Source organism: Cellulosimicrobium sp. RS (assembly GCF_046159675.1).
GTDB lineage: Bacteria > Actinomycetota > Actinomycetes > Actinomycetales > Cellulomonadaceae > Cellulosimicrobium > Cellulosimicrobium funkei.
In genome coordinates this window covers 65297-79488 of record NZ_JBJXVU010000008.1, presented here as the reverse complement: position 1 = coordinate 79488, position 14192 = coordinate 65297, and the positions used below count along the sequence as shown (strand labels likewise).

The window sequence follows — 14192 nt, the reverse complement described above, 5'->3', positions numbered from 1 at the left end:
GGAGGGTAGGGTCGTCCGCGTGCACGACGCGAACCTGACGATCCGGACAGTCACCGACCGAGCCTCCTGGGACGCCCGGGTGAACGAGCTCGGCGGCCACCCCCTGCAGCTGTGGGGCTGGGGCGAGGTCAAGGCCACGGGCGCCTGGACCCCGCACCGCGTGGAGGCGGTGGACGGCGACGGCCGCGTCCGCGGCCTGGCGCAGGTTCTCGTGCGGTCCCTCCCGGCGCAGTTCAAGGCGCTGTGCCACGTGCCCCGTGGGCCCGTGATCGCGCCGGCGGGAGACGGCTGGGGCGCCGGCCCGGGCGTGGGCGACGACGCGACGCGCGACGCCGTGACCCGTGCGGTCGTCGCGTGGTGCAAGACGACGGTGGGCGGCGTCGGCGTCACTATCGAGCCCGACTGGCCGGTCGGGACGCACCTCGCGCTGCCCGACGCCCGCCCCGCGGCGAACCCGATCCTCTACCCGGTGACGCTGATTCTCGACCTCACCAAGTCCGAGGACGAGCTGACGAAGGCCATGGGCAAGTCGACGCGGTACGACATCCGCAAGGCGGCGCGCACCGGCCTCGAGGTGCGGCGCGTGACGGACGAGGCCGAGGTGCGCCAGGTGCTCGACGTCTACCACGAGACCGCCGAGCGAGCGGGCTTCGCGCTGCACGACGACGAGTACTACCTCGCGATCCACCGCGAGCTCGGCGAGCACTCGGTGCTCGTCGCCGCGTTCTCCGAGGGCGCCCCGGTGTCGTTCGTGTGGTGCGTGTCGTCGGCGACGACGTCGTTCGAGCTCTACGGCGGCATCAACGACGCGGGCCGCAAGCTCCGCGCGAACGCGCCGGTGAAGTGGCACGCGATCACCCTCGCGCAGCAGGCCGGTCTGGTCCGGTACGACATGAACGGTCTGCTCAACGACGGGATCAGCGAGTTCAAGCGCAGCTTCGCCCAGCACGACGACGAGCTCGTGCACAGCGTCGACGTGCCGTTCTCAATGTGGTACTCCGCGTGGAACAAGGGCCTGCCGACCGCGAAGAAGGTCGTGCGCAAGCTCCGCGGGAGCCGCTGAGGCGGACTCCCGGCCACCCCGAACCTCGAAGAGACCCGGTATCGCGCGATGCGATACCGGGTCTCTTCATGTCGTAGCATCGGTCTCGTGCTTTCCCGATACCCGCGGTAGCGTGTATCGCACGTACGACCCCCGAGCGGTGCCGCTCCGGACACCGCCGTCCCGACCATCTGCATCGGATGGAGATGCCATGACCGTGGCCAACGAGGCCCCCTCTCCCACCTCGGCACCCACCCAGGCGGCTACCCAGCGCTCGCGCCGACGCCCCGTGCGCGACGTCGTCTTCGTCGAGGGCGTCCGCAGCCCGTTCGGCAAGGCTCGCCCCGACGGGATCTACGCCGAGACCCGCGCGGACGACCTCGCCGTGAAGACGGTCCGCGAGCTCCTGCGCCGCCGCCCCGAGCTGCCCGTGGAGCGGATCGACGAGCTCGCGCTCGCCGCGACGACGCAGACCGGCGACCAGGGCCTCACCCTCGGCCGCAGCGTCGCCGTGCTGGCCGGGCTGCCCAAGTCGGTGCCCGGCTTCGCGATCGACCGCATGTGCGCGGGCGCGATGACCGCGGTCACGACCACCGCGGCGAACGTCGCCGTGGGCGCGCAGGACGTCGTCGTCGCGGGCGGCGTCGAGCACATGGGCCACCACCCCATGGGCGAGGGGTCGGACCCGAACCCGCGGTTCGTCGCCGAGCGCCTCGTCGACTCCTCCGCGCTCGTCATGGGCGCGACGGCCGAGAACCTGCACGACCGGTACCCGCACCTCACCAAGGAGCGTGCCGACGCGTACGCCGTCGCGAGCCAGGCCAAGTACGCCAAGGCCCTCGCGAACGGTGACATCTCCCCCGACCTCGTGCCGGTCGCGACCCGGTCGACCGAGCTCGGGTGGGGCCTGGCCACGGCCGACGAGCTCCCCCGCCCCGGCACCACGGTCGACTCGATCCGCGACCTCAAGACCCCGTTCCGCCCCGGCGGGAAGGTCACCGCGGGCAACGCCTCGCCGCTGACCGACGGCGCCACGGCGTGCCTGCTCGCCGCGGGCGACGTCGCCGACGAGCTCGGGCTCCCGGCGCGCATGCGCCTCGTCGCGTTCGCGTACGCGGGCGTCGACCCGGAGGTCATGGGCATCGGGCCGGTGCCCGCGACCGAGCGCGCGCTCGCGTCCGCGGGCCTGACGATCGACGACATCGGCCTGTTCGAGATCAACGAGGCGTTCGCGGTCCAGGTGCTCGCGTTCCTCGACCACTTCGGCATCGCGGACGACGACGAGCGCGTCAACCAGTACGGCGGCGCCATCGCCATGGGCCACCCGCTCGCGTCGTCGGGCGTGCGCCTCATGACGCAGCTCGCGCGCCAGTTCGAGCAGCACCCCGAGGTGCGCTACGGCCTGACGACCATGTGCGTCGGCCTCGGCATGGGCGGCACCGTCATCTGGGAGAACCCGCACCACGCCGACTACTCCGGCCACACCTTCGAGACCGCGGAGAACTGACGATGAGCGCACCGACCGACACCACGCCCACCACCTCCGCGGACGCGACGAAGGACGCCGCGCGCGGGGAGCGCGTCACGCACTCGCTCGTGCGCGACGTCGCGCTCCCCGGCGGGACGGGCACGCTCGCCCTCGTCACGCTCGACAACGGGCTCGACCACACCAAGCCGACGACGCTCGGCCCCGAGGGCCTCGCGGAGCTGCACGCGGCCCTCGAGACGCTGCGGCGCCGGGCCGCGGACGGCGAGATCGTCGCCGTCGCGATCACGGGCAAGCCGTACTTCCTCGCCGCCGGCGCGGACCTCACGCAGGCCGCGGCCGTCCAGGTGCGCGACGACGCGCTCGCCCTCGGGCGCGCCGGGCACGCCGCGTACACGCTGCTCCAGGACATGGGCGTGCCGACGTTCGCGTTCGTCAACGGCGTCGCGCTCGGCGGCGGCCTCGAGGTCGCGCTGAACTGCACGTACCGCACCGTCGCGTCCGACGCCGGTGCGCTCGCGCTGCCCGAGGTCGGCCTGGGCCTGGTCCCCGGCTGGGGCGGCGCCTACCTCGTGCCGCGCCTGCTCGGCGTCGAGAAGGCGATGGACGTCATCCTCGCCCGCCCGGCCGCGAACAAGCCGTTCAAGGCGAAGGAGGCGTACGAGATCGGGCTCGTCGACGCGCTCTTCGAGGCGCCGGACTTCCTCGAGTCCTCGCTGCGCTGGGCCGAGGCCGTGCTGCGCGGCGAGATCGTCGTCGAGCGGCGCGAGCTCGACCCGCAGCCCGTGTGGGACGCCGTCGTCGCCGGGACGCGTCAGCGCCTCGACGCCGTGGTCGCGGGCTCCCGCCCGGCCCCGTACCGCGCGCTCGACCTCGTCGCCGCCGCGCGCACCGCGTCGCGCGAGGAGGCGTTCGCCGCCGAGGACGACGCCCTCGCGGACCTCATCATGAGCGACGAGATGCGCGCGAGCGTCTACGCGTTCCAGCTCGTCTCGAAGGGCAAGCGGCCCCAGGGCGCGCCCGACGCGAAGCTCGCCCGCCCCGTCACCCGCGTCGGGATCGTGGGCGCGGGGCTCATGGCCGCGCAGATCGCGCTGCTGTTCGCGCAGCGCCTCCAGGTGCCGGTCGTCATGCGCGACCTCGACCAGGAGCGCGTCGACAAGGGCCTCGGCTACGTCCGCTCCACCGTCGAGAAGCTCGTACGCTCGGGCCGCATGTCCGCGGACACCGGCGCGCGCATCGTCGGCTCCGTGCACGGCACGACCGAGCTCGGCGACTTCGCGGGCTGCGACGTCGTGATCGAGGCAGTCACGGAGATCCTCGGGCTCAAGAAGAAGGTCTTCGCCGAGCTCGAGGGCGTCCTGTCGCCCGAGGCCGTGCTGCTGACCAACACGTCCGCGCTGTCGATCACCGAGATGGCGGCCGACCTGCAGCACCCCGAGCGCGTCGTCGGGATGCACTTCTTCAACCCCGTCGCCCAGATGCCGCTCGTCGAGATCATCCAGGCGGCGAAGACCGACGACGCGGCCCTCGCGACGGCGTTCGCCATGACGAAGAAGCTCCGCAAGACGGCCGTGCTCGTCGCCGACCGCCCCGGGTTCGTCGTCAACCGCCTGCTCATCCTGCTCATGGGCAAGATCGTCGAGGCGGTCGAGAACGGCACGTCGGTCGAGGTCGCGGACCGCGCCGTCGCACCGCTCGGCCTGCCGATGCCGCCGTTCGCGCTGTTCGACCTCGTCGGCCCGGCCGTCGGCCTGCACGTCCTCACGTCGCTGCGCGAGGACCTGGGCGACCGGTTCCCCGAGTCCCCCGGCCTGCAGCGCATCGTGGACGAGCAGATCCCCGTCGTCCTCGACGCGCCGAAGGGCCTGCCCAAGCCTGTCGACCCGGCGATCCAGCGGGTCTTCGGCACGGGTGCGGCGGGCGGCGACGGAGCACTGGACGAGGCGGGCGTCCTCGACTCCGTGCTCACGGCGCTCACGCAGGAGATCGGGCTCATGCTCGACGAGGGCGTGGTCGCGAGCCCGTCGCAGATCGACCTGTGCATGATCCTCGGCGCGGGGTGGGGCTTCCACCTGGGCGGCATCACGCCGTACCTCGACCGCACGGGCTACAGCGAGAAGGTCCTGGGCCGCCGCTTCCTGCCCGACGGCGTCGCCAACGTCCCGGCGACATCGCGCGTCTGACGAAACCCCTCCCCCTCCGCCGAGCAGGTGGTTGTGGCCCGTCCTGAGTACAGGACGGGCCACGACCGCCTGCTCGGCGGCCGCCGGAGGGGGTGGGTCAGTCCTCTCCGTTCATGAGCAGGAGCTCGAACGCCACGGCGTGCTCCACGCCCATCCGCTCGCCCGTCGGGGCGCTCATCGACGCGAGGAACGCCGCCGGGTCGAAGTCCTCCCAGTCGAGGCCGTCGAGGTAGGCGGCGTGCGCGCGCAGGGACGCCACGCCCGCGTCGAAGGTCGCGCTCACGTCCACGCCGTGCCGGGCGTCGGGCGACGCGGCGACCCACACCTGGCGCACGCCGCCCCACGGCTCGATCCCGTCCGACTCGACCTGCTCGCGGAACACCCACCGGTTCCCCGCGTCGCGCACGGCGTCCACGACGGCCCGCCCCGTCGCGACGTGGTCCGCCTGGTTGAGCATCCCGCCCGGGAACGTCTCGCGGTAGTTCCCGGTGATCACGACGTCGGGCCGGTGACGGCGGATCGCCCCCGCGATCGCGCGCCGCAGCGTGAGGCCGTACTCGAGCACGCCGTCGGGCAGCCCGAGGAACTCGACCTCGTCGACGCCGACGATGCGTGCGGACTCGACCTCCTCCGCCTCCCGCACGCGGCGCGCCTCGTCCGGGTCCATGCCGTCGATCCCCGCCTCGCCGCTCGTGACCATGCAGTACACGACCCGCTTGCCCTGCGCGGTCCACCGCGCGACGGCGGCGGCCGCGCCGAACTCCATGTCGTCCGGGTGCGCGACGACCGCGAGCGCCGTCGACCAGTCCTCTCGCAGCGGGGTGAGCGCGGGCAAGGTGTCGATCTCGGTCATGACGCCACGCTATGCCCCGTCCCGGTGCCGAGCGCGACGACGGCGCAGGCCCGGGCCGCGTCAGTGCTCGGCGGGCGCGTCCTCGGTCGCGTGACCGAGCGCGCCGGCGGGAGGGACCTCGTCGGTGGGCGCTCCCGCGACGGGCGCGTCCTCGACCGACGTCACGGCCGGGTCGACGAACAGCCGGGCGCGCTCGGCGTCGACCACCGCGCGCGCGAGCGACGCCTCGGACACGTCGACCGCGCCCGCGACCTCCTCGGCGAGCGCGCTGCGGCGCGCATAGGCGTCGAACAGCCGGGCCTTGGTGCCGAGAAGGCGCACGAGGTGCTCGTCGACGCTGTCGACGGTGAGCAGGCGGTGCACCTGGACGGTCTCGACCTGCCCCATGCGGTGGGCGCGCGCGACGGCCTGCGCCTCGGTCGTGGGCTTGGTCTGCGGCTCGCACAGGACCACGACGGACGCCGCCTGGAGGTTGAGACCCACTCCCCCGACGTCGATCTGGCTGACGAGCACGCGCGGGTCCTCGGCCGCGGTGAAGTCGTCGACGATCGTCTGTCGCGTGCGGGCGGGCACGGAGCCGGTGAGGGGCGGGAGCGCGAGGTCGCCGAGGGCGCGCACGACCACGTCCACGACGTCCCGGAAGTACGAGAACACCACGACCTTGCGCCCGTTCTCGGCCGCCTCGCGCGCGATCTCGACGAGCCGGCGCAGCTTCGCCGAGTCCTCGGGGTGCTCGACGGCGAACGCCGCCCGCCGCATGGCCATGAACGACCCCGCCGCGACCGCCTCCCGGTACGCGGCGCCGTCGACCGGGCCGAGCCGCTCCCACTCGTCGACCTGCACGAGCTCGGGCAGCTCCTCGAGCACGTCTTCGGCGTTGCGGCGCAGGTACGCGGGCGCGACAGCGTGCCGGAACGCGTCGGGGCCCGCGGCGCCGTGCGCGGCGTCGAGGCGTGCCGCGAGCTCGGGCTGGAGGTAGCCCAGCAGGGTGCGGAACTCCTCGACCCGGTTCTCCATGGGCGTGCCCGTGAGCAGCAGCACGTGCTCGGTCGTCCGCGCGAGGGCCGCGACGGCCACGGACCGCTTCGCGAGCGGGTTCTTCACGTAGTGCGCCTCGTCCACGACGAGCACGGCCGGCGCCGCCGCCGCGAACGCCTCGGTCCCCGCGCGCCGCAGGCCCGCGAAGGTCACGACGGCGACGCCGCCCGCAGCGCGCCACGCGGCGGCTGCCTCCTCCCGGTCCTCGCCATGGACGGCGTGCACCGGGAGGCTCGCGTGCGCGCGCAGCTCGCGCACCCAGTTCTCCAGCACGCTCGCCGGGCACACGACGAGCGCGTGGGTCGCGCCGCGGGCGACCAGGTGCGCGACGACGGCGACGGCCTGCACCGTCTTGCCCAGGCCCATCTCGTCGCCCAGGACGACGCGGCGCTGGGCGAGCGCGAAGCGGGCCCCGAACGCCTGGTACCCGCGAAGCGAGACGGTCAGCAGCGACTCGTCGAGCGCCTGCGTCTGCACGCGGTCGACCAGCTCGGCAGGCAGGTGCCCGGCCGCGGCGGCGACGTCGCGGCCCGTGGGGGCGACGCCGTCGAGCAGCGCGTAGTACCCCGCGGACCGGCGCCGGAAGTCCTCCCAGACGTCGTACGGGCGCGCGGGCTCGGCGAGCAGCCCGACGACGCGCCGCGCCTCCTCGGCGAGCCCGGTGACCCGGGCCCGCTCGACGACCGCGGCGAGCACCGTGACCGCCGCGGACGCCCGACGCCGCCGCTCGCCCCACGCGAGCAGGCGGCGCGCCCCGCTCGCGGCCACCAGCGCGTCGGCGCGCACGCGCTCGTGCTCCGCGAGCGCGGCCCGCACCTGGTCGCCGTACCGCGCGACGGCGGCGTCGGCCTGGTCGAGCGTGTGCAGCGCCTGGACGAGCGCGGTCGCGACCGGGTCCGTCGGCGTGAGGTCGATCCGGAAGCGCAGGCTCTCGCGCACGGCGCGCGCCACCTGCTCGGCGGCGGCGAGCAGGTGCGTCGCCGTCTGGGGGCCGATCTCGGGGAGCTTCTCCAGCCCGTCGCGCCCGAGCCGCGCGACCTCGCCGACCGTCCGCACGCCCGCGTCCGCGAGCGCCCCGAGCCGCAGGCGCTCGCGCGTGACGTCGCGCAGCGACGCGACGTCGACGGCGTCGAGGCGCGCCAGGACCTTCTCCTCGCGGCTGTCGCCGAACGCGGCGCGCACCTGCTCGCGGGCCGTCCCGGGCGCGGCGGAGAGGGTCGCGAGCAGCGCGGCGAGGGCGTCCGCGTCCGCGACGACCGCCCGCGCGGTGGCGACGTCGGGCAGCGCCGCGCGCGGCGCGGTCACGCGTGCCAACGAGCGAGGCACTCGGCGACGTACGTCACGTCGTGCGTCGAGCCGTCGGCGATCGACATCGTCAGCTCGTACACGTCGTCGTGGGGGGCACGCAGCGCGACACCGTTCATGCCGTAGAACACGACGACGGCGACGAGACCGAGCCGCTTGTTGCCGTCGACGAGCGCGTGGTTCTGGACGACGGAGAGCATCAGCGCGGCCGCCTTCAGGTCGAGCGACGGGTACGCCTCCTCACCGAACATCGAGGCGCGAGGACGATGCACGGCCGAGTCGAGCGCACCCCAGTCGCGGACGACCGGCTCCGCCCGGAGCAGCGCGCGCGCCGCCGCGAGCAGGTCCCCGACCTCGAGGTACTCGACCTCTCGCGACGCGACCACCTCAGGCGAGCTTGTCGAGCACGGGTCCGTACTCGCGGATCGCGTCCGCGATCAGTCGATCACGGAGGGCGTCGCGCTCCGCGCCGTACCGTCGTACGGCCTCACGGACGATCTCGTTCTGCGAGCGCCCCTCGCGCTCCGCGGCCGCCTCGAGGACTCGCTTCTCGTCCTCGGTGAACCGCACGACCATCTGGTTGCCGCTCATCCCGCACCTCCCGACGTGGTATCACCACAGTATCGCTCCCGGCCGCAGGCACGCTCCGGCGCCCTCACGACGACCTGCCGGCCTCCGCCGTCCAGCGCTCCATCCGGGACTGCGCCGCGTCGAGGAACGCCGTCTTGTCGCGCGTGTAGTCGTCGTAGTCGTCGGCGTCCGCGTGGCGCGCGGCGAGGTCGCGCTTCGTCGCCTCGTACGCCGCGGCCTCGGCGGGGACGGCACGCAGCCAGTCGCGGAACGCGACGACGTACGCCGCGAACGGCGAGTCGAGGCGCCGGACGTGCAGGATCACGGGCGGCTCGTCCCCGTCGCCGGGGCGGGTGAGCAGTCGCTTGGCGTAGAGCTCGGGGGCGGGGTCGGCGCCCGGACGCGGGACGTCCCGGTACACGCCGGGCGAGTCCGGACGCGCGCCGCGCTCGATCGAGAACCCGAGCGGCCCGAGCGCGGCGTCGAGCTCCGCCTCGGAGGGCAGCGGCGCGACGCGCACCTGGAGGTCGATGATCGGCTTCGCCGCGAGCCCGGGGACCGCCGTCGACCCGATGTGCTCGACCACGACCGGGCTCGTGCCGTCGGGGCTCGCGAGGTCGGCGAGCGCGCCGGCGGCGCGCTCGGTCCACCGCCTCCCGCATTCGGTCCATCGGGGGTCGTGGGCGTCGACGGTCGCTGCAGGCACCCGCGCACCCTACGGCCCGACCCCGACCCGGGGAGCGCGCACCCGCCGAGACGGGAGAAGTGGCCCCTGGAGCACGGCGGTCCGGGGCCACTTCTCCCGTCTCGGCGAGCGGGCGCTCGTCGGCGGGTCGGGTCAGTACGTCGTCAGGCCGTGGGCGCGGAACTGGTCGCGCACGCGCTCGGTGAGCTCGGCCGACGGCGCGGGCGTGTCGTCGAGCTCGTAGGTGCGCCCGAGCGCGTCCCACTTGTCGCGGCCCATCTGGTGGAAGGGCAGCACCTCGACGCGCGTCACCGTGCCGGGGCGGATCGCGTTGAGCGACGCCGCGTACGCGGCGACCTTCTCGACGTTGTCCGGGTCGTCGGTGAGGCCCGGGACGAGCACGAAGCGCACCCAGACCTCGGGCGCGTGGCCGGTGAGCCCGCGCTCGGCGATCCGTCGCCCGAACCGCAGGGTCGGCTCGAGGTCGCGGCTCGTGACCTTCGTGTAGGTCTCCGGGTCGCCGGACTTCACGTCGAGCAGCACGAGGTCGGTGTCGTCGAGCATCGCGTCGGTCGCGTTCGCGCCGAGGAAGCCGGACGTGTCGAGCGCGGTGTGCACGCCCATCGCCTTCGCACCGCGCAGGACGCGCGCCGCGAACGCGGGCTGCATGAGCACCTCGCCGCCCGAGAGCGTGAGCCCCCCGTGGGTGGCCCGGAAGACGGGCAGGTAGCGCCGGACGCGCCCGAGGAGCTCGTCCGCCGTGACGGGCCTGCCGTCCTTCATCGCGAACGTGTCGGGGTTGTGGCAGTACAGGCACCGCAGCGGGCACCCGTTGAGGAACACGGTGAGCCGGGTCCCCGGCCCGTCCACGGCGGTGACGAGCTCCCAGGAGTGGACCGAGCCGAGCTCGCCCGCGCGCATCGCCGCGAGCTTGTCGGCCCGGTCCACGTCCGCGACCGTCAGCCCGTCCAGGCCCGCGCCGGCCCGGCGCGCGTGGCCCACGGGCGTGCCCGACGCCGCGGGCTCGGCCGCGGAGGTCGGGACGCCCGGGACGTCGAGGCGCGTGGCGTCGTCGGGCAGGGTGCCCCCGGCGACGCCGCACCCGCGCGACGGGCGGACGGCGGGGCCGGGAAGGGTGACGGTCATGGCTGGCTCCTCAGCGCTCGTCAGAGCGCGCCGTGGAAGGTGCGCGACAGCACGTCCAGCTGCTGCTCGCGCGTGAGGCGGACGAAGTTCACCGCGTACCCGGACACGCGGATCGTCAGCTGCGGGTAGTTCTCCGGGTGGTCCATGGCGTCCAGGAGCGTCTCGCGGTTCAGCACGTTGACGTTCATGTGGTACCCCTCGGACCCGATGTAGGCGTCCAGGAGGCCGGCGAGGTTGGTGACCTGCTCCTCCTTGGTGCGCCCGAGGCCGCTCGGCACGACCGTGTTGGTCAGCGAGATGCCGTCCTGCGCCTCGTCGTACGGCAGCTTGGCCACCGACAGCGCCGAGGCGAGCATGCCGTGCGTGTCGCGCCCGTTCATCGGGTTGGCACCCGGGGCGAACGGCTCGCCGGCGCGGCGGCCGTCAGGCGTGTTGCCCGTCGCCTTCCCGTACACGACGTTCGACGTGATCGTCAGGACCGACTGCGTGGGCACCGCGTCACGGTACGTCGGGTGCGTGCGGACCTTCGCCATGAACCGCTCGACGAGGTCGACGGCGATCGCGTCGGCCCGGTCGTCGTCGTTGCCGAACGTCGGGTACTCGCCCTCGGTGACGTAGTCGACGACGAGGCCGCGCTCGTCGCGGACGACGGAGACCTTCGCGTGCTTGATCGCCGACAGCGAGTCCGCCGCGACGGACAGGCCCGCGATGCCGCACGCCATGGTCCGCAGCACGTCCTTGTCGTGCAGCGCCATCTCGATGCGCTCGTACGCGTACTTGTCGTGCGACCAGTGGATGCAGTTGAGCGCCTCGACGTACGTCGCGGCCAGCCAGTCCATCGTCGCGTCGAACTTCGCCATGACGTCGTCGAAGTCGAGCACGTCGCCCTCGACGGGCGCCGCCACGGGCGAGACCTGCTTGCCGGAGATCTCGTCGCGGCCGCCGTTGATCGCGTAGAGCAGCGTCTTGGCGAGGTTCACGCGAGCGCCGAAGAACTGCATCTGCTTGCCGACCCGCATCGGGGACACGCAGCACGCGATCGCCGCGTCGTCGCCCCAGTGCTGGCGGATGAGCTCGTCCGACTCGTACTGCACGGCCGAGGTGTCGATCGAGACCTGCGCGCAGTAGTCCTTGAAGCCCTGCGGCAGGTCCGGGCTCCAGAAGACCGTCATGTTCGGCTCGGGGGCCGGCCCGAGGTTGTAGAGCGTCTGGAGGAACCGGAACGAGTTCTTCGTGACGAGCGGGCGCCCGTCCTCGCCCATGCCGCCGATCGTCTCGGTGACCCACGTCGGGTCGCCGGAGAACAGGGCGTCGTACTCGGGTGTGCGCAGGAACCGCACGATGCGGAGCTTGATGACGAAGTCGTCGATGATCTCCTGCGCCTCGGACTCCGTGATGCGGCCGGCCTCGAGGTCGCGGTCGATGAACACGTCGAGGAACGTCGACGTGCGGCCGAGGGACATCGCGGCGCCGTTCTGCTCCTTCACCGCGGCGAGGTAGGCGAAGTAGAGCCACTGCACGGCCTCGCGGGCCGTCGTCGCCGGGCCGGAGATGTCGTAGCCGTACGAGGCCGCCATCTCCTTGAGCTCGCCCAGCGCGCGGATCTGCTCCGCGTGCTCCTCGCGCTCGCGCACGACCTTCTCGCTGAAGGGCTGCGTGTCGAGCCCGAGCTTGTCGAGCTTCTTCGCGGCGATCAGCGCGTCGACGCCGTAGAGCGCGACGCGGCGGTAGTCGCCGATGATCCGGCCGCGGCCGTAGGCGTCGGGCAGGCCCGTGATGATGTGCGAGCTGCGGGCCGCGCGCACGTTCGGCGGGTAGACGTCGAACACGCCCTGGTTGTGCGTCTTGCGGTACTCGGTGAAGACCTTCCGCAGGGTCTCGTCGACCTCGTAGCCGTACGTCTCCAGCGCGCCCTCGACCATGCGCCAGCCGCCGTTCGGCATGATCGCGCGCTTGAGCGGGGCGTCGGTCTGCAGACCGACGATCACCTCGTGCGCCTTGTCGATGTAGCCCGGCGCGTGCGCCGTGATGCCGGCGGGCGTGTGGGTGTCCACGTCGTAGATCCCCATCTCCCGCTCCTCCGGGAACATGGCGGACAGCGTGCTCCAGATGCCCGTCGTGCGCTCCGTGGGGCCGACGAGGAACGACGCGTCGCCCGTGTACGGGCGGTAGTTGCGCTGGATGAAGTCGCGCACGTCGACCGTGTCGCGCCACGGGCCGTCGGTGAAGCCCTCCCACGCAGGGACGTGCGCGGTGTCGCGCTGCGGGTCGACGGCGCCCGCCCCCGTCGCGCGGCCGCCGCTCGTCGTGCCGGTTGCCTCGGAAACGCTGGTCATCTGGACCTCCCTCGTGCCTGACGCGCGGGTCCGCGCGCCGGCCGGACCCGCCGGCCTCGCGAGGTCCCGGGTGGGGCCCTCGGCCGAGGTTCCGACGGGCTCCTTCGCCACCTCCAGGCTAGGTTCCCGGAGCCCGCCGCGGAGGCGTTCGGGACCGCCCGGGGACCTAGGTCCCGAGGCGGGCGGGACCCGGCAGGAACGGCCGGATTCCGCGGTTCCTCGCCCCCGCGGCACCCTTTCCGAGGGGGTCTTGTGATGACCTTCACAAGCCCTCCGGCCCTCCCCCTGGGGACCCCGCGCCGCCGTCGTGACGCACGACACGGGCGCGCGTCACACGCTCGCCGGACGTGCCGCGCGCATCCATGTGAGACTGCCCGGGTGAAACGCACCGTAGGGGTCGAGGAAGAGTTCCTGCTCGTCGGCGACGACGGGCAGCCCGTCGCCCGCGCGGCCGAGGCCCTCGAGGCCTCCGGCACCGACGACAAGGGCGGGGGCACCGGCTCGCTGGAGTCGGAGTTCATGGAGGAGCAGCTCGAGACGGCGACGCACCCGCGCCGCGAGATCGACGAGCTCGCGACCGAGATCCGCGAGGGCCGGCGTCGCGCCCAGGAGGCCGCGGACCGCGTCGGGGCCCGCGTCGCCGCGCTCTCGACGTCTCCCCTGCCGTTCGAGGGCACGACCGTGTCGCGCCTGCGCTACCTCGAGGCGCGCGCCGCGTTCGGCCTCACGGCGCGCGAGCAGCTGACGAGCGGCTGTCACGTGCACGTCGCCGTCGCGGACGACACCGAGGGCGTCGCTGTGCTCGACCGGATCGGGCCGTGGCTCGCGACGCTCCTCGCGCTGAGCACGAACTCGCCCTTCTGGCAGGGCCAGGACAGCGGGTACGCGAGCTTCCGGTCGCAGGTCTGGTCGCGCTGGCCCACCTCCGGCCCGACGCGCGCGTTCGGCTCGCCCGAGGCGTACCGCGCGGCGGTCGACGGCCTCGTCGCGACCGGGACGATCCTCGACGAGAACATGGTCTACTTCGATGCCCGCCTGTCGTCGCGCTACCCCACGGTCGAGATCCGCGTCGCGGACGTGTGCCTCGACCCGGACACCGCGACGCTGCTCGCGGCGCTCGCCCGCGGTCTCGTCGAGACGGCGGCCCGGGAGTCCGCCGACGGCGCGCCCGCGCCCGAGCTGCGGCCCGAGATCCTGCGCACCGCGTCCTGGCGCGCCGGCCGCTCGGGCCTCGAGGAGGACCTCGTCTCGCCCCTCACCTGGCGCCCGGCCCCCGCGCACGACGTCGTGGGCCAGCTCGTCGCGCACGTGCGCGACGCGCTCGTCGACGCCGGGGACCTGGACGCGGTGACCGAGCGGCTCGGGCGCCTGTGGTCCGGGGGCAACGGCGCCGCCCGGCAGCGCGCGTGGCACGCGGCGTCCGGCGGCGACCTGCGCGCCGTCGTCGAGCAGGCGGTCGAGGTCACCCACTCCTGACCGACGCGACGGCCCGCGGCGCACCTGCGCCGCGGGCCGTCCGCGTGTCCGGAGCCGCGCACCCGGGAG

Annotated in this window: 11 protein-coding genes; 4 read left to right on the top strand and 7 right to left on the bottom strand. The window is 73.8% G+C overall.

The window, feature by feature from the left end; all coding sequences use genetic code 11:
- Positions 1 to 19: 19 nt before the first annotated feature.
- The 3 genes from ACI769_RS13405 (at position 20) to ACI769_RS13395 (ending at position 4714) form a co-directional block, all read left to right on the top strand.
- Complete coding sequence (locus ACI769_RS13405) at positions 20 to 1063, top strand: peptidoglycan bridge formation glycyltransferase FemA/FemB family protein (protein ID WP_228485323.1); 1044 nt, start codon at positions 20 to 22, stop codon at positions 1061 to 1063.
- A 190-nt stretch (positions 1064 to 1253) separates the two neighbouring features.
- Positions 1254 to 2549 carry a thiolase family protein gene (locus tag ACI769_RS13400; RefSeq protein WP_085388024.1) on the top strand — a complete coding sequence of 432 codons (1296 nt, stop codon included), beginning with the start codon at positions 1254 to 1256 and terminating at the stop codon, positions 2547 to 2549.
- Between the two features lie 2 nt (positions 2550 to 2551).
- A complete protein-coding gene (locus ACI769_RS13395) occupies positions 2552 to 4714 on the top strand; it encodes a 3-hydroxyacyl-CoA dehydrogenase NAD-binding domain-containing protein (protein ID WP_085388025.1) in 2163 nt (720 codons plus the stop codon).
- A gap of 97 nt (positions 4715 to 4811) precedes the next feature.
- Here ACI769_RS13395 and ACI769_RS13390 read toward each other — a convergent pair whose 3' ends face one another.
- The 7 genes from ACI769_RS13390 to pflB form a co-directional block, all read right to left on the bottom strand.
- Positions 4812 to 5567 carry a PIG-L deacetylase family protein gene (locus ACI769_RS13390; RefSeq protein WP_085388026.1) on the bottom strand — a complete coding sequence of 252 codons (756 nt, stop codon included), beginning with the start codon at positions 5565 to 5567 and terminating at the stop codon, positions 4812 to 4814.
- Positions 5568 to 5627: 60 nt separating this feature from the next.
- Positions 5628 to 7910 carry a DEAD/DEAH box helicase gene (locus tag ACI769_RS13385; RefSeq protein ID WP_409141737.1) on the bottom strand — a complete coding sequence of 761 codons (2283 nt, stop codon included), beginning with the start codon at positions 7908 to 7910 and terminating at the stop codon, positions 5628 to 5630.
- Positions 7907 to 8296 (bottom strand): type II toxin-antitoxin system death-on-curing family toxin, encoded by a 390-nt coding sequence (locus ACI769_RS13380; protein ID WP_085388028.1) that lies wholly within the window; start codon positions 8294 to 8296, stop codon positions 7907 to 7909. Before ACI769_RS13380 ends, ACI769_RS13385 begins: the two co-directional genes overlap by 4 nt.
- Position 8297: 1 nt before the next feature.
- Complete coding sequence (locus tag ACI769_RS13375) at positions 8298 to 8501, bottom strand: ribbon-helix-helix protein, CopG family (protein ID WP_085388029.1); 204 nt, start codon at positions 8499 to 8501, stop codon at positions 8298 to 8300.
- Between the two features lie 64 nt (positions 8502 to 8565).
- Entirely contained in the window at positions 8566 to 9186 is a 621-nt protein-coding gene (locus ACI769_RS13370) for a GrpB family protein (RefSeq protein WP_391515824.1), read from the bottom strand.
- Positions 9187 to 9318: 132 nt separating this feature from the next.
- Positions 9319 to 10311 carry a pyruvate formate-lyase-activating protein gene (gene pflA, locus ACI769_RS13365; protein WP_081895823.1) on the bottom strand — a complete coding sequence of 331 codons (993 nt, stop codon included), beginning with the start codon at positions 10309 to 10311 and terminating at the stop codon, positions 9319 to 9321.
- Positions 10312 to 10331: 20 nt separating this feature from the next.
- Complete coding sequence (pflB, locus tag ACI769_RS13360) at positions 10332 to 12647, bottom strand: formate C-acetyltransferase (protein ID WP_137280430.1); 2316 nt, start codon at positions 12645 to 12647, stop codon at positions 10332 to 10334.
- Between the two features lie 378 nt (positions 12648 to 13025).
- Here pflB and ACI769_RS13355 point away from each other — a divergent pair, with 378 nt between their 5' ends.
- A complete protein-coding gene (locus ACI769_RS13355; RefSeq protein WP_409141736.1) occupies positions 13026 to 14123 on the top strand; it encodes a glutamate--cysteine ligase in 1098 nt (365 codons plus the stop codon).
- Positions 14124 to 14192: the final 69 nt, after the last annotated feature.